This is a genomic window from Oceanispirochaeta sp. (genome assembly GCF_027859075.1).
Taxonomy (GTDB): Bacteria; Spirochaetota; Spirochaetia; order DSM-2461; family DSM-2461; genus Oceanispirochaeta.
In genome coordinates this window covers 1-16965 of record NZ_JAQIBL010000124.1, presented here as the reverse complement: position 1 = coordinate 16965, position 16965 = coordinate 1, and the positions used below count along the sequence as shown (strand labels likewise).

The 16965-nt window shown below is 44.7% G+C and carries 13 protein-coding genes and 1 pseudogene; 6 read left to right on the top strand and 8 right to left on the bottom strand.

The window, feature by feature from the left end; all coding sequences use genetic code 11:
• Positions 1 to 26 precede the first annotated feature (26 nt).
• From PF479_RS06975 to PF479_RS06955, 5 genes are read left to right on the top strand one after another with little or no spacing between them, the layout of a single operon-like run.
• Positions 27 to 215: a hypothetical protein gene (locus tag PF479_RS06975; RefSeq protein WP_298004047.1), complete on the top strand. Its 189-nt coding sequence runs from the start codon at positions 27 to 29 to the stop codon at positions 213 to 215.
• Positions 212 to 1468 carry a diaminopimelate decarboxylase gene (lysA, locus tag PF479_RS06970; RefSeq protein ID WP_298004044.1) on the top strand — a complete coding sequence of 419 codons (1257 nt, stop codon included), beginning with the start codon at positions 212 to 214 and terminating at the stop codon, positions 1466 to 1468. Before PF479_RS06975 ends, lysA begins: the two co-directional genes overlap by 4 nt.
• Before the next feature lie 14 nt (positions 1469 to 1482).
• Positions 1483 to 4605 (top strand): alpha-amylase family glycosyl hydrolase, encoded by a 3123-nt coding sequence (locus PF479_RS06965; RefSeq protein ID WP_298004042.1) that lies wholly within the window; start codon positions 1483 to 1485, stop codon positions 4603 to 4605.
• Positions 4606 to 4633: 28 nt separating this feature from the next.
• Positions 4634 to 5296 (top strand): SDR family NAD(P)-dependent oxidoreductase, encoded by a 663-nt coding sequence (locus tag PF479_RS06960; protein ID WP_298004039.1) that lies wholly within the window; start codon positions 4634 to 4636, stop codon positions 5294 to 5296.
• Positions 5297 to 5338: 42 nt separating this feature from the next.
• A complete protein-coding gene (locus PF479_RS06955; protein ID WP_298004037.1) occupies positions 5339 to 6592 on the top strand; it encodes a cation:dicarboxylase symporter family transporter in 1254 nt (417 codons plus the stop codon).
• Position 6593: 1 nt separating this feature from the next.
• Here PF479_RS06955 and PF479_RS06950 read toward each other — a convergent pair whose 3' ends face one another.
• The 3 genes from PF479_RS06950 to PF479_RS06940 all read right to left on the bottom strand — a co-directional run bounded on the left by PF479_RS06950 (position 6594) and on the right by PF479_RS06940 (position 9901).
• Complete coding sequence (locus PF479_RS06950) at positions 6594 to 7193, bottom strand: hypothetical protein (protein WP_298004035.1); 600 nt, start codon at positions 7191 to 7193, stop codon at positions 6594 to 6596.
• A 133-nt stretch (positions 7194 to 7326) separates the two neighbouring features.
• A complete protein-coding gene (locus PF479_RS06945; protein WP_298004033.1) occupies positions 7327 to 9048 on the bottom strand; it encodes a proline--tRNA ligase in 1722 nt (573 codons plus the stop codon).
• A gap of 160 nt (positions 9049 to 9208) precedes the next feature.
• Entirely contained in the window at positions 9209 to 9901 is a 693-nt protein-coding gene (locus PF479_RS06940; RefSeq protein ID WP_298004029.1) for a DUF2259 domain-containing protein, read from the bottom strand.
• A gap of 121 nt (positions 9902 to 10022) precedes the next feature.
• On the opposite strand from PF479_RS06940, the gene PF479_RS06935 reads away from it, so the two are divergent.
• Positions 10023 to 10835, top strand: coding sequence for a hypothetical protein (locus PF479_RS06935; RefSeq protein WP_298004026.1), 813 nt, complete (start codon positions 10023 to 10025; stop codon positions 10833 to 10835).
• A 6-nt stretch (positions 10836 to 10841) separates the two neighbouring features.
• On the opposite strand, the gene PF479_RS06930 is transcribed toward PF479_RS06935, so the two are convergent.
• The 5 genes and pseudogenes from PF479_RS06930 to PF479_RS06910 form a co-directional block, all read right to left on the bottom strand.
• Complete coding sequence (locus PF479_RS06930) at positions 10842 to 11459, bottom strand: phosphatidate cytidylyltransferase (protein WP_298004023.1); 618 nt, start codon at positions 11457 to 11459, stop codon at positions 10842 to 10844.
• 168 nt (positions 11460 to 11627) lie between these two features.
• The gene (locus PF479_RS06925) at positions 11628 to 12797 is read right to left on the bottom strand and encodes a transglutaminase domain-containing protein (RefSeq protein WP_298004020.1); all 1170 of its coding nucleotides are present in this window, start codon (positions 12795 to 12797) and stop codon (positions 11628 to 11630) included.
• Positions 12794 to 13750 (bottom strand): prolipoprotein diacylglyceryl transferase, encoded by a 957-nt coding sequence (gene lgt, locus PF479_RS06920; RefSeq protein WP_298004018.1) that lies wholly within the window; start codon positions 13748 to 13750, stop codon positions 12794 to 12796. Before lgt ends, PF479_RS06925 begins: the two co-directional genes overlap by 4 nt.
• 11 nt (positions 13751 to 13761) lie before the next feature.
• Positions 13762 to 16632: a FapA family protein gene (locus PF479_RS06915; protein ID WP_298004015.1), complete on the bottom strand. Its 2871-nt coding sequence runs from the start codon at positions 16630 to 16632 to the stop codon at positions 13762 to 13764.
• A gap of 6 nt (positions 16633 to 16638) precedes the next feature.
• Positions 16639 to 16965, bottom strand: a pseudogene (locus tag PF479_RS06910) (MinD/ParA family protein); the annotation flags it as partial.

The following is a 16965-nucleotide window of genomic DNA, read 5'->3' as shown; positions in this document are numbered from 1 at the left end:
TCAGATCCCAAAATCGGAGAGATGCCTTGACCAGACATGAAAGCATCCGATACATCCATCTTCGTGCCGAAGAGTGCGGATATACCCAGGACCAGCTCGAGAAGGTCCAGCAGAAACTTGAAGCTCTCCAAGAAGAGGAACTGGATCATTTGAAGCGAATTTCGGAAGTGACTTTTCGAGATTGGTGTAATAAACTTAGTAAGGAACAATCATGAACCAAAAAACAATGCCCTTTTCAAAAAGTGATCTGGAACGGATTTGCCAAGACCATCAGACCCCTTTTCATATATATGATAAAACAGCCATTATGAAAAATGCCAGAGCCATAAATCAGGCGTTTTCCTGGGTCCCCGGTGGTTACACAAACTTTTTTGCCGTCAAGGCACTTCCCAATCCTCATATCATTAAAATGCTCGCCACACTGGGGATGGGAGCGGATTGCTCATCTCTTCCTGAGCTGATTCTTGCAGAAAAAGCAGGTCTAAAGGGTGAAGAAATAATTTTCACCTCCAATGACACACCCATGGAAGAGTATGAAAAGGCCCTTGATCTGGGTGCCATCATCAACCTGGACGACATAACCCATCTGGACTACCTCAAAGAAGGTCCAGGACTTCCCCAGCTGATCTGTTTCCGCTATAATCCCGGTCCATTAAAAAAAGGAAATGCCATCATCGGTTCTCCCGAAGAGGCCAAATATGGCTTTACACGAGAACAGTTGAAGGAGGGGTACAAAAAAGCAGCATCCTATGGTGTGAAACGTTTCGGACTCCATACAATGGTTGCCTCAAACGAACTGAATTCCTCATATTTTGTAGAAACTGCTGTTCTTCTGATCGATCTGGTGAATGAAATATCCCAGGAGTGTGGAATCACCTTCGAGTTCATCAATTTAGGCGGAGGAATCGGAATCCCCTACAAACCCGAAGACTCTCCCGTAGACATTCCCTTCATTGCCACAGAGAGTGAGAAAGCCTACCGTGAAAAACTCAGAGGAACTGTTCATGATGGGAAACTGAGGGTTCTGATGGAGTGCGGACGAGTGATTACGGGACCCTACGGTTACCTTGTAACAAAAGCCATTCATAAGAAAAATACTTATAAAAACTATATCGGTGTCGATGCCTGTATGGCAGACCTGATGAGACCCGGCATGTACGGTGCCTACCACCACATCAGCATTCCCGGAAAGGAATCATATCCGAGTGATCAGGTTTATGATGTGGCGGGATCTCTGTGTGAGAATAATGATAAATTCGCCATTGATAGAAAGCTTCCCGTCATTGAAACAGGAGACTACATCGTGATTCATGATACGGGTGCCCACGGCCATGCCATGGGATTCAACTATAATGGAAAACTCAGACATGCAGAGTACCTTCTGAATGAAGACAAAACAGTCCGGCAAATCAGAAGAAAAGAAACCATCGAGGATTACTTTGCGACCCTGGACTTTTCAGATCTGTAAGCGGGATCGATAGAATGTCCAGCGGCTTGTATATAGAAAAAACGATCCTGAACACTCTGAAACTGACAGACCTTCATCTGAGTGACCATCAGATGCTGATTGTTTCCTCACAGATCGAAGCCAGACAACTCGCCCTGGAGATCAATGAAAGACTCTCCCCTCCCACGTTCATAAAGGCGGGAGAATTGTATATGACTGCCATGCTCATTGATTTCTACAGCCAGGCAGTGAACGAATATATGAAAGCCCTGCGGGGAATACATGGCCCACTGACTCTCAAAGATATGATACCGCCGGAATTCGAGGGAGCCTGGAATGCCCTGCTCAGCAGGATGGATGAAAATTATCCTGCGGGAAAACGCTTTGATCTTTCGACGGACCCCCTTAAACTGGAGAGCCGATTAACGAGTGCCCTTATTCTGAAGCTGTTAAACGGGAATGAGGGCTGCAAGAATCTGAAGCTTCTCTTTCCCGACAAAACACTCCAGGGAAAGGCCTACAATAGCCTTTTAGATAGTCTGATGCAATTTATATCCGCCAGTTCTCTGCCTCTGGACTGGGAAATTCCTCTCACTGAAATACTTCTGACTCCTTCCAGGCTCTATCCGGGTTCTCTGGAAGAACAGATTCGATATATCACAAATAAATATGGATTCATCAAAAATAAAACGGCCTATTTGAGCGCCCTTGATCTCTCTAGAGAGGAGAACAAAATCGGCCTGTCTGGTCCGGGCCCCGTTGAAGGGATCGATTTGTCATTTCATGAAGACGATATAGCTCACTTCAGCATTGACTCCGACTGGATGCCCAACCTGATCCTACTGGCTAAAAACTGCTATGTATGGCTGAATCAATTGTCTGATAAACATAAAAGAGACATCAAGACTCTGAATGATATTCCTGGTGAAGAACTGGATGAAATAAGCCGCAGGGGAATTACAGGCCTTTGGCTCATCGGCATCTGGAAAAGAAGTACGGCAAGCCGGACCATCAAGAGGGTCTGCGGAAACCCCGAAGCCGAGGCCTCGGCCTATTCACTTAAAAATTACACCATTTCCGAAGACCTGGGCGCCAGGGAAGCCCTTCAAGCCTTAACTCAGCGCTGTCTTCAGAAAGGAATACGACTGGCCAGCGATATGGTACCCAATCATACCGGTATTGATTCCGACTGGATGATAGAAAAGCCGGATTACTTCCTGCAGACGAATCAGAGTCCTTATCCGGGGTATACTTTTCAGGGTTTAGACCTAAGCCCCGACCCCAGGATCGGCCTTTTCCTGGAAGACGGCTATTATGATAAAAGCGATGCCTCTGTAGTCTTTATGAGAGAAGACCGGGTCAGAAATGAAAAAAAATACATCTATCATGGAAATGACGGCACCTCCATGCCCTGGAACGATACGGCCCAACTGGATTTTATGAATCCTCTTGTCCGGGAAGAACTCATTAATTTAATTCTTCAGGTTGCTGAACACTTCCCCATCATCCGTTTTGATGCCGCCATGACCCTGGCCAGAAAGCACATACAGCGGCTCTGGTACCCGCAACCGGGAGATGGCGGGGCCATCCCCTCCCGTTCGGCCTACAGCATGACAGAAAAAGAATTCCGGGAGCACATGCCCGAAGAGTTCTGGAGAGAAGTGGTGGACCGGATAAACAGTGAGGCTCCCAACACTCTCCTTCTGGCAGAAGCCTTCTGGATGATGGAGGGATACTTTGTACGGAACCTTGGTATGCACCGGGTCTACAATTCCGCCTTTATGAACCTCCTGAAAATGGAAGAAAACAAGGGATTCCGGAAGCTCTTGAAGGACACGCTGAAATCCAACCCCCGCATACTCAAACGCTTTGTCAATTTCATGAACAATCCCGATGAAGACACAGCTGTAAGTCAGTTCGGAAAGGGTGATAAATACTTTGGAATCTGCACACTCCTGGTTACCCTTCCGGGTCTGCCTATGATCGGTCATGGACAATTTGAAGGCCTTTCTGAAAAATATGGTATGGAATACCGCCGGGCCTACTTTAATGAAGAGCCGGATCAGGAGCTGATGAATCGGCATGAACGTGAAATTTATCCCCTTATGAAAATACGGCTCCTCTTTGCCGGAGCCAGGCAATTTCACCTTTTTGACTTCCTCTCCAGGGACAGTATCAATGAAGATGTCTATGCCTATTGTAACTCCCTGGAAGAGCAGCATGCTCTTGTCCTGTTCAATAACAGCAATACACTGACAGAGGGAACGATACAGAATGAGGTAATAAAAGGAATCAATTCTGAAGGAGGGGAAAGGCTGGGTGAAGTTTCTGACAAGATCGGCTCTATATTAAACCTCAATCCAAACAGCTTCACTCTCCTTTTTGAAACAAAGAAAAGGCTGTGGTACATCCATAGAAACAGGGATATCCTGGAAAGGGGTCTTCCCGTAAAGCTTTATGGATACCAATGCAAGGTTTTCTATCCCATCAGACAGCAGGAAGACGATGAAGAGAGAAGACTGGAAAAGCTGATACTGAAAGTGGGCGGACGGGGAGTCCCCGACTTGAACAGGGCCCTGACCTTTTCAGAACTGGAACCGCTGATCCACATGATGAAAACCTTTCTGGAGTCCCGAGTCATTGATACACCCGTCATGAGTGACCTGATAACCGGACTGTCAAAAAAACTGAATCGCATCAGAAAGATCCTGGACCGGAAGGTAAATCCACGGAATAAAAGAGTCATCAGGAGGGAACAGACTGTACTGGAGGATATAATACGTCCTTCTTTTATGTCTCTCATGCTCTGTGACCTTGATGATAACCGGCTCTTTTACATGGCACGCTTTTATCAAAGGTGGACAGAAGAGGCTATAAGTGACATTGATTCGATCAAGAGGTTCTGGAAGGAAACTCTGAAGAGCTCGGACTTTACCTCCTGGTTCGGAATCAATCAATACAAAGATATCCTGTGGTACAATAAAGAGTGTATGGATGAGGCATTCTGGTGGTTCAGTACACTCAGTTCCCTCAGCTGCCTGGGGCGGAAAAGCTCAGAAAATGATTATGGTTTGATGACCGAGCTTTCGATTTTTTTGAGTGATCTTCAAAAGATTATTTCTGAATCTGAGTATCGGATTTCTCAAATACTGGTATAAGTGAAAACTGATTTGACATGGAGATCATATGAATAAAGCAGTTCTGATAATCGGAAGTGAAACTCTCCTCGGCCGCAAATTGATTGAAGTTTATCTTAATTCCGGCTGGAAGGTCATTGCACCGATTATGACCTCTCAGGAAACAATGAAGGAATCTAAGAAGAAAAATCTTCTGGTCATCCCCTGGAACCGTAGTTCCCTGATTTCGACGAAAACCGTATTTAGAGAAACGGTTCGGGTATTCGGAGACCTGAATAAGGCTATCATTGTCAATCCTGAGCCGACCTCGGCACCCGCCCTGGAAGACACGGAGACCGAAGTGATGGATGAGATTCTCAATACCTATATCCATGGGACTCTGTATCTTATCCGTGAAATCCTCAATTTTTTTAACTCCCGGGAGGCTGGGACTCTCGCTTTTGCTGAAACCGAAAAAGGGCTGACTCCGACAACCGTGCTTCCAGCTATAATCAGCGCCGCCTTCCATAACACCGCGGAGGGTATTCTTCTCTCAAAATTCGAAGGACTGAAACGATGCGGGTTTACATCCCGCTTGACGGAAATGGAAGACTATGCACAATTCATCAAGAGGATTCTAGAATCGGAGGATCCTAAAATCAATGGTGAATGGCTGCAGTATTCAGAGAAGAAAAATATCTTTCAGTCTCTTCCCATCCTTAAAAGAAAATAAACAACTGCCGGTTCTGATTCCGACTTGCTCCTGGAGGCTTTCATGAAACTATGGATGAAATATACATTTTCCGCCTGTTTGGGGATTCTGCTGGCATTTTTTCTGCCTGAAAACCAGATATTAGACATTATTATTCGCGCTGTGGCAGAGTTTTCATTGAGAGCCGGCCGATTCCTGGTCTTTCCCCTTGCATTTTTTACACTGACTGTTTCTGTCTGCCAACTGAGAAGGGATCAGCGCCTTGGCAAAGTCATCCTAAAGCTTTTAGTACTGACGTCGGCAGCGGCCGGGATATATACCCTCCTGGCTGAGGGAATGTCCGTTATTATTCCGGTGAACCGAATTCCCATATTATCCGATTCAACAGGTTGGCTGTCGGGAATTCCTTTCAGAAATGAACAGTTTCATCCGGGATTCAGTGAATATCTGAGACAGCTTCTTCCAGTAAATGCTTTCCAGATTTTTCGTCAATCCGCTGACTTCATCCTTCCGGCGTTGATCTTCGCCTTTATTTTAGGGACTCAGCTTTTTCATGACATGGAAGAAGGCGAACCTGTCTATAACCTCTTTGATTCTTTCAGCCGGATGTTCTACAGGATGAACACCCTGTTTACCAGACTACTTGTCCTGACTCTGTTCAGTCTCAGCTATGAATCATTGAATCATATCCGTAGAATTTCAGACTTCTCTTCTTATTTCAGTCTTATTCGTCTGGTTCTTCTGGCCACCCTCATTATCCTGACAGTGGTCCAGCCTCTGGCTTACTTTATTATCACAAGAAAAAACCCCTTCAGAGAAATGAGAGCCTTCCTTCCCGGAATTATTGTCTCATTATTCAGTGGGGATAATTTTGTAAATATGCTGGTTATGACAAGAGTACTGAAAGAAAATTCCGGCATGAAGAGAAAAGTCAGCGGCCTTGTCCTGCCGTTTTTAACCCTTTTTTCAAGAGCGGGATCAGCCCTGATAGCCGCCATTTCCATGTTGACGATCCTCAAATCTTATTCCAGCCTGGAACTCACGGCTTTTCAGATTTTCTGGGTCATAGGTATATCGATTCTTGTCTCTTTTATACTTTTTTCTCAATCATACATGGGAATATATACAGCCCTGATCACAGCCTGCACTCTTTATGGGAGAGGCCTTCAGGACGGATATGTTCTTATTCTGCCGGTACTGCCATTTCTTCTTTTGATAGCAGGTCTTCTGGATGCATCCAACACAGCCTATCTGACCCTGCTTTTCAATGACGACAGAGAGTTCAGGATTCCCGAAGATCCTGAAGATTTTATCTGATTTATTGAGCCAGAACCCGAATCCCCACCTGAAAATTCAACATCAGGCCATCGGCAAAGGTTAGATCATTGTTGAGCCAGCTGTTGTAAACAGGCAGTCCCAGCTCGATCTTAAAGTTAAAACCAAAGCGCTCTGTCAGAGGATTGTAATACCAGACGGATGTGTTCCAGTAAAGGAATTCTTTAATCAGAGCTGCAAACATGTCTCCCCGGTCATCCTTTCCCGGTCCGAAGAGGGGAACCTGCACATTCAGTGCAGGAGCCATCTGCACCCCAAAGGTATGCCTCTTGGCAATAACCCATCTGTATCCTGCTGCCGGCTGCATCAACAATCCAGTGACCGAGAGTGAATTGATATTGGAATAGTCCACAGGAATTGTATATCCCCGGTCGGGAAGGTATTCCAGTGTCTGACTGTAAATAAAGACAGAGGGTCTGAAAAACCAGTGAGAATCGATGGTAAAGAAGAAAGAGACTCCTGGAATAAATGTCAGCGTATCTGGTCCACTGTCTCCCGGCTCTGTATCATAACCCGTATTATTTTTCCAAAGAAACCCCATTTCACCGTCAATTCCCTGATATGTCAGTTCAAGTGCATCCATAAAAGGTGTCTGAGACATCAAACAGATAAACAATAAAATGAAAGACAATTTCCTCATGACATCAATATATATCGCATCGGGCAAAAAAAAAAGCAGGGAGGAGCCCCCGGCTTTATGACTTACTAAAATTTTCTTATATTTTTTTTTCTTCTCTGATAAAATCCAGGGCAAATGAAAGGGCATCACCCAGAGGAATATTCTTTTTTTCCCCTGTTTTTCTGATCTTTATCTCCACCTCTCCCGCTTCAAGAGAACGGGCCCCTATCACAATCTGAAGGGGGTATCCGATTAGATCGGCATCCTTGAATTTAAAACCCGCCCGTTCATCACGATCATCCAGAGCAACATCAATTCCGGCGGATTTCAGACTCTCATAGAGGGAATTTCCTGCCTCAACAACCTCTTCCTTATTCATCTGCAGGGGAAGAATAATCACTTCAAAGGGAGCAATGGAAACCGGCCAGATAATACCGTCTTCATCATGATTCTGCTCAATAGAAGCCGCCATTGTCCTCCCGACACCAATACCATAGCAGCCCATGACGGCAGGTTGACTTTTCCCATCCTTGTCCAGATAGCTGCACTCCATGGGTATACTGTACTTTGTTCCCAGGAAAAAAACCTGTCCGACTTCAATACCCCGGTGTTCTTCCAGCTTTCCCTCACATTTGGGGCAGAGGTCTCCTTCGGATGCGAAACTCAAATCACCCAGGATATCAGCTTTGAAATCCCGGAGGTAATTCACATTCAGTTTATGGTAATCATCGCGGTTTGCACCACTGACCATATTGAGTCTACCCGTGACAGAATAGTCGGCGACAATCTTTACTTCTTTTTGAAGGCCCACAGGCCCTGCAAATCCGGTTGAGACTCCAGTTACTTCACGGACAACACTATCATCCGCCAGAACGACACCATTGGCGCTACAGAGGGTCTGGAGCTTGGACTCATTGATTTCCAAATCTCCCCGTATCAGAACCAGCACGGCTTCTTCATCAATCATATAGACAATGCTCTTGATAAAATCAGCTCCATCCCGCTTCAGAAATTCCGAAACCTCTTCAATGGTTCTGCTGCCTGGAGTATGGACATCCTCCAGGACTTCCTGCCCTTCTGAAACTGCCTCGGCGGCGGACCGTGGAGTCACTGCTTTTTCCGCATTCGCGGCATAATCACAGCGATCGCAGCTGAGGATCATGTCTTCTCCAGTTTTTGCCAGGACCTGGAACTCGTGGCTCATGTCTCCGCCAATATTTCCTGTAGCAGCATCAACGGCTCTGAAGGTCAGTCCGCAGCGTTTGAATATGGCCGTATAGGCTTCATACATTTTCCAGTATGTTACTTTAGAGCGTTCTTCATCCGTATCGAAGCTATACCCGTCCTTCATGATGAATTCCCGGCCTCTCATAAGACCAAAACGGGGACGGACCTCGTCCCGAAATTTCCCCTGTATCTGAAAGAGGTTCCAGGGCAGTTGTTTATAAGACTTGAGAACCTTAGAGACCATATCCGTAATGACTTCTTCATGGGTAGGTCCCAGACAGAAATCACCGTTTTTTCTGTCTTTGAAGCGAAGCAATTCAGGACCGTAATATCCCCATCGACCACTTTTTTCCCACAGCTCTGCGGGCTGCACGACTGGAAGTAGAACTTCCTGACAGCCCTTTTTCTCCAATTCCTCACGGATGATAGTTTCAATTTTTCGAATACTCTTATGAGCCAGAGGCAGATAATTATACATGCCCGTAGCCAGCTGCTGAATACGTCCAGCCCGAATCATAAGCTGATGACTCGGGATCTGAGCATCCCGGGGGACTTCTTTTTGTGTTTGATAAAAAAGCTGGCTGATTCGCATAGATTCTCCTCGAATATGAACACAGTATTATTGAACTGTTATTGGTCTGACTATTATAGCTAAAGCGGGGAATATCTCAATACGGCAAGGTTTTGAATTTTTCCCAAAAGATAAAAAAACCACCTGTTCAAGGTGGTTTTCAAATACTGAAAGAGAAAAATCAGCGGATTCTGACAGTCTCTACCATATATCTGACATTCAATTCATTATCAATTTTAGAAATAATGATGATAACAGACTGATTTGTCGGATCTGTTAAAACTCGCTCAATTCGATATTCACCAATTCCCTTCCTTTTAAAATCAGGATGCCCAATCACAAAGGGAACTGTGACACCACCCGAACCGGTAAATGTCATTTCAATATAAAAGGATGATTCGAGGGCCAGGCCATCATCATTTCTCTTCAGATCTTGAATCAGTTCCATGGAAAAGCGTGATCCTGTCTCGAAATCTCTGAAATCAAGGACATCGATTGATTCCTCTGTGTCACTGATTCGAATATATAGAGGTCGACCTTTTTTCAGATAATCAATATTGTATTTTTTTCTGGCAGGTATTGCAGTTTCCAGCAGTGAAAAAAGAGCACCGTCCGGAGATTGCCCCGGTTCCAGAGTTCCCTTATATTCGCCTGAAAACACTGCGGCAGGTACGAATTTATTATTTCTTACATCAACCAGAAACAAATCGGCATAGCTCTGTGATTTTTCTGCAGCAAAACCATATTGGCCGAATAAAAAATATTTTCCATCAGGCGAAAAGCCCATGTTTATAAATTCAGCTTTATCTCCTGCATATAATCCTGTTAAAATCAGCAGGATCAGAACCGATAGGGTTAGAAGCTTTTTCTTCATGATTTCACCTCAATAACATTATCGAACGTCTGGAAATATTCTAAAGAAAATTTTTAGAAATATTCTAGAGAAAATTTTTCTTATTTTGACGTTTTAGAAGATTTACGGTTTAATAGAGAATATGATCCTCATATTTAGAAAATACATAGTCCGGATACTCTTAAATCTCTCATTTCTGTTTCTGCTTCTCCTTGTCGCCCTATTTATAGCCACGAAAGGGTCTGGATTTCCTACACCATGGAGTGAGGAGCAGATTTGGTGGTCTCTTTTTTCAAACAGCACCACAGCGGGAATGCTGAAATATATCTCCCTGGGAGGGCAGCTCATCTTCTCATTTCTGGCGGGACTGATCATATCCCGTCAGATTAAGAGAAACCCTTCTGCCGAGTTATCTTTTTTCTATCTCTTCCTTTTTTGTTTTTCTCTCCAGATTTTCAGGATTCCATTTCTCCTGGAAAATCCGTTTCCATTTTTAACAGCATCAGGACTGACAACAAGGATCATATATTTCAGCAGGATTCTAAGCCTGGCCTGTCTCTTTGCGGCATCCCTTTTCAGCTCTGGCCTGCAGATCCAGAAATTTGGAATGGTTCTGCTTATATCCATGCTGATAGCCTTTACTCTTGCCTCATTGATTCCGGTCAACACCAGCATCATCACGGGGGCACTCATTAACAGAATCGCCAGAGAAAAGCACCTGGCTCTCTTCTGCACGACTCTCGAAGTATTAACGGTTCTGAATTACATTGCAGCGGCACAACACCAGGGACGAATCGAATATTACCGTCTGGCCTTTCTCAGCCTTCTGGTCATAACGGGATATGAACTGCTCTTTTTTCTCCATGCTCCCTTTATGATTCCAGGGTTTGCCTGCCTCATTCCGGGAACGATTCTCTTTACGAGGACGAGTCGAAAACTGTTTCTCTGGAGTTAGGTAAATTTAGAAGGCGATAAAATCGGCAATCAGGCCGGTACCGATGGGGATTATAATATTATCAAGATCTTTGGAAGGAAGAGCTTCCAGGATGGTTGCGCCAATAGCGATGATCAGAACAGGCAACAGCTGGTCTGACAAAAAAAGGCCTGCTGTCAGAACTGATAGGAAACAGGTCAAAGACCCTGCCACCGTCTTTCCGCCGGTCCAGGGTATTTTTTTTCCACCAAAGAGCTTCCCCGCCAGACTGGAAAATCCATCTCCAAAAGCCAAAGCATAAATCGCTATGGTTGCCGCAGGATGAGGATACAGAAGAAGTGCTGACAAGGCGCCAATACCGAGAGTGACAGGTCCAAGGACAAAATGACCCTTGTCTCTATCCCGGGAGGCTAATGCAGTAAGTTCAGAAATGATGGGAACGCTCTGCCCTTTTCCTCTTAAAAACTCGGCATATGTGTACACCAGGATTCCAACAATAAGAAGGATGACGGTAAATTGATAATTCCATGCAGCCATAGTGGGAACAAGGGCAATCATTAAATGAATTGATTTTCTGACAAATTCTCTCTGGATGGTATCCAGAAAAAGTCTTTTTGTATCTACCGTTCTATAAATAGGAACCATGTATTGTATTATCTCCTGATATGCTTACATATATGCAATATTCATACCAAACAGATATATTTTTAAAATTTTTTGTTAATTACCTACAATAGTTGTCTTTAGTTATTTCCATAATATATATACATTCCACTTTTTTTGGATGTGTATCCTTTTTTAGACAGGGGGTAGTCAATTATTACTACTATCCAGGGGCAGAATTCCTTTTTCATATCCTGAAAAGGGTACAACAACCCAATGTCTCAAATCGGCCATGTCCGCACTTATCTGTCCAAGATCGACTTTTTTTGTCATTTCAGCGACCACATAGTTTTGTCCATTCAGAGCAAAATGTGCCCCCTCTTTTTCGACAGCCACTGCCGCCAGGGCATGGCTGTATTTCCGTGAAACCATAAGAACTGCGGGAATATCCATGTGATTGAGGAGCATGATGTATACAAGAGCCAGTGCATCGCAGTCACCTCGTTCCTTGAGAAGGCATTCAGTCGGCGTCAGGAGGTCGGAAAAACGGTCAGTACTGCCATATTCAAAATCCTGCAGCCAGGAAAGCAGTGTTTCTGCTTTTTCACGGTTATCCAGAACGTGGAGTTTTTTCTTTAAGCGGGATGACAGATCTTCCAGGTCGGGAGCACTATCCCTGTATATCATCTGATAATACCGTTTCCAGGCCTCATCAAAGAGCTCAGGCTCCTTATAGCCGGAAAGAATGGATGCCTCCCGCTCCACCAGGAGCCTGCTGGCTTCCTCTCGGCCCTGGTTCCACAAGTATGTCAGGTTCTGCCCCTGAAAGCTCAGCAAATCCTCCTGCATCGTCCCCTGACCCGAAGAAATGAGGGCACTCACAGGTCCCGGTTCACACCTCCCGGCCTGATCCGCAGAAAAACCATCAAGACAGGAGAGAATCAAAGGCAGGGATGTCTGATAATCCTCTGGGTTTGTGATCACCGTCAGATAATAGTCAGAATCATCTCTGTCGATAAACAGAAACCAGCCTCTGATCTGCGCCTCCCCGGATTTAAAGAGAATATCCGCCAGAGAACAGGACTTCCCCTGATACAGAAATTGGGAGCGCTCCTCTTCCAGAACATTCAGGGCTGACAGATGATCTTCCATCATACGCATATCAGAATCATAAGTATTCCCGGGATAGAGAGTGACCTGGAATCTGATGCTGTTCTCGGGGTTGGTAAAGGCAATACGCCCCGGCTCATCCTGATCGTAGATCCCCCATCCCTCAGGGAGAAACACCGAGCTTCCGCTGTCTGCCAGAAGCCATTCCCCAGCACTGAGGCTCTGACAGATGAAAATTAAAAGAAGAAGGAGGAACCCCTTTCTGATCATAAAAACAGCCCGGAGCCTACTCGTTTGCGGCTCTTCCATCTAAAGAGAACAAGACAGAACAATCCACTCAGTATCATGGCAAAGCAGAAGATCTGTCCTGTTGTAAAATTGAAGAAGGATGAAAAGACGTAATTAGGACCTGGATTTCCCCATAAGAGAGGAAAGTCCAAACCGGCGTCAGGCTCCCGGAAGTATTCGATAATGAAACGAACAACACCATATCCGATAAGATACCAACCCGTCAGGGCTCCTTCAAATTTCTTACTTTTCCTGATAACAAACCACAGGAGAAACCATAGCAGGATCCCTTCGCCAAAGGCTTCATACAGTTGAGAGGGATGGCGAGGCAGATTAACAGCACTCATTCCGCTGATATCCATCCCGATGACCCGGGCCATTTCCTTAACCCAATCTTCCGCGGGAGAAAATCGTTCAGCATAGGGAAAAACGATACCGACCCGGCTTGTCGTGACTCTTCCGAAGAGCTCCCCGTTGATGAAGTTCCCAAGTCGGCCGAAAGTATATCCCAGGGGAACCCCTAGGATAATCCTATCCGCCAATGCAGGAAAATACCATTTATGCCTGCGGCAGAAGATCATGGCTCCCACCAGAGCACCTATAAGGCCTCCATGATAGGACATCCCCTGAAGACCGACAAACCGACCGCTCATAAAAGGCCAGAAGATCAACCAGGGTTTACTCCAGTAAATTCCGGATGTATCATAGACCAAGGCGGACATCAGACGGGCTCCCAGGATCAATCCCAGAATCCCGGCAAAAAACAGATTAGACACATCGTCATCACTGATATCCAGGGATTCTTCTTTTATCTGTCTTTTAAAAATCAAATAGGTTACACCGAATGCCAGAAGATACATCAAACCATACCAGCGGACAGGAAGTCCGGGGATTATTTCAGGTTTTAGCCATTCAGGAAAATATATATACAGCATTTTTACCTCATTCAGGAAAGGAGCTTTGAACTAATCTTACCCGTTGTTTTTTCAAAATATATCATGATAGACCTGAGTTTTTCTTTTACTTCATAGATTCGCCCATGGCTTTCAAAGATAACCCCAGGGAAAATTGTATCACTGACCTTGATAATGGAATCAAAGTGAACCTCAAATTTTTCTTTGAGAAAAAAGTTTTTAATCCCTTTCTTCTCGAGGACTTTCAGCATCTGGACCTTTTTCTTTCTGAGAGCCATCAGTTTTTTATGATTTCTTTTTTCTTCTGCCATCCTCAGATGGGATTCGATTTCCGGAAGCTGCTGATTTATCTGTTCAATCTCTTTTGTCACAACATTGATCTGATCTTCCACCAGGTAATCCTGACCAAAGGATATAAAGGTTTTTGTCTCCCTTTCAGAACCGATAGAGCCGATGGAAATTCCGCTTTTGACTTTCAGGAATCCACCGATGATACGGGTATTGCCGGAGTCTGACTTAATTTGACCGTTACACTTGACGATGCAGTTCATCAAGGCCTTTTTGACAGTCAAGACGCCACTCACCATAATATTTGTTGCTTCTGCAAAACCCAGGGTAATATTTCCACCCGCACGAAGAACAGCTTTCCGGTCACCCTTCACTCCCTGTCCTATCAGAATGGACCCTCCTGCAGAAAGAAGAGAGGCTTCCAGGACCTCCAGAACAGTCAGATCTTTACCTGCTTTAACAAATATTCCCGACAATACGGAACCGGAAATGGTTATGGATCCAGGAAACTGAACACTTCCGCTTGACCTTGAGACATCTCCCCGGATGGATAGTTTTTCTTTAATGAAGAGACTGTTATTTTCGATACAAAGGAGACCTTTGGCCCCGGCTTTTAAAATTATTTTACCATCCTGTTCTTCCTGAAGAACATTATTTCCCTGTTCTATTCCCTTGTCATTTTCATTGTACAGCCGTTCTCCCAGGACATTAAAACCTGTCGTTTCTCCATCACCCTGCTGCTGCAATTCCGCAATGATATCTCCTTCATCAATGGAAACGCTGTTTTTCGTTCCAGGCTCCAGGTCAACCAGAAATTTGAGGGCCTGTTCTCCCTGGTAGGGAATTTTTCCCTCGGCTACTGGATGGTCTGTGACAATCTTTCCCTCTTCCGCAAGAACACTGATCTTCTGAATTTCTTCTTCCAGAATTCCTTTGACAATGCCTTTCTCTTCCAGGGCGGACCTGATTCGCTCTGTCGTAACATAGTGGCCGCTACCCTGGGGAGAGAGAAAAGAGACATAGGCGGTCATACTGTTATCCGATAGGGACACCACTATTTTGGCATCATCGTGTTCCCTCACCCTGAGGGAGTAGACCATATTTTCACAGGCATAATCCAGAATCCCGTCAATTTTTGATGTGGCTACCTCATCCTGTATAATTATATTCTCATAAATATTCAGGATAGGATCATTTCCTTCAATGCCTTTGATGATATGCCCATAGATATCCTTACCGTCTTTGCCGCCTTTATGTTTTCCCAGTTGAAAAAGCTTCATGCCTTTTTTGACGCGAGACATCTTTTCTATCTTTTCAGCAGGAAAATCTTTAAAAGAGGGAGCCAGCAGCCTAAGATCCTTGATTCTGTTTTTTATGTCTTCTGCTTCCTCAGGGGGTAGATACTCAGCTTCAATGGAGATTTCCCGGTCATCTCCACGCCTGGGATACTGACCGCTTGCAAGAAAAATAGAAATTTCTTTACTCTCAGAGCTATTAAAATCCAGAATTGCCTTTTTAACCCTCTCAGCTTCAAAATTTGCAATTTTGAGCTCCAGGACTCGAGTCCAGGCCTGTTTCATGTCCAGTGCTTTTCCATGTCCTGTTCCTTTATACAGGTGAAGTTGAGCTTCTGTTGAAAGGGAATTGATCTCAATATCGAATGAACCATCCCTGTCTTTTGTCAAACTGTAGGATTGAGCCCCCTCACTGCGGCAGCCGCTAAGTAAAAACTGAATGATTTTCTTATCACTGACCAGAGATTCCTCAGAAAAACCCAATTCCCGAACAGCCTCTTTGACATCTTTTAAAACAGGAGGGGGAGCCGCCTTATGGCCGGCGATGATATCGATAAGACAATCTATTTTATTTTCCCCGAGACGGACGGTCCAGCTATTAATCTTAAATGGTAACAAGTCCAGCCAGTTTTTCCCTTTTCGAACAAATCCGGTTTCCCCGGCAAGAATTTCAGATTTTTCTTTCCGTATATATTTTCCGGGCCAGAAATCTCCTTCAATGACATCGGGTGGAATGAGAACATTGCCTTTGATATCCTTGCCGTTCTTTGCTTCACCCGTGGAAGAACTCATCCTGCAGATGACATCTCCCTCTTCGAAATATCCAATCTCAAGAACTTCTGCAGAGATATCAACCCGGATTTTCTTCTCCTCATCTTCTTCTACGGCAATGATTCTTTCTTTCCCGCCCTTGAAAAGACCCTTATCCCGAACCCTCTTATCTTTAGTGACTTTGACTGAGATGGTCTGGTAAATATCGGGAGCCTTATTCATGTTCCGGATTTTCAATGCGACACTCTGAAGGTTCTCAGGATATTGAAAGGGAGAAAAGTCATATGTCAGCCCCTCTCCTGCCTGAGCCGGTTCACCCGTTGCGACAATATCCGACAGATAAGGTTCCATGGCATCAGAGAACTCTTCTGCTGTTTCTTCCAGTTTTTTATTGTCAATTCCGTAGACAATACCCTCTTTATTTAAGAGGGCCTGAAGACTTTCCAGGTTCTGAGTCTCTGTACTGTTGTCTGGTATAAAGTGAATTTTGGCTGACAGTCTTTTTTCATCAACCTGGACACTTAATTTTCCTCTGAATTCAAAACTCATACCTTATTACACTTGAAATCCCGATTCTGAAGCTTTTAGGAGCTTCGATTTTATAAATCTGTTTTCTTTTTTAAGTTTATCGATCTCATACTGCTGCATGCGGATTGTTTCAATCAGGTCTCCCTGCGTGAGAGCACCGCTATGAAGCAGTTCTTCCAGGGATTGAACCTTGTCATTAAAATCTGACTCGGCTTCTAATTCGGCAGACTGATAAGAATATTCTGCATCCAGGTTCGATAGGTTGATCCTCTCTTCCAGCTTCATTTCCAGGATTTTGTCACAAATCCTGAGAATCCCCAGGGAAACTACAGCCCCCGGCTTATATTTCAAAAC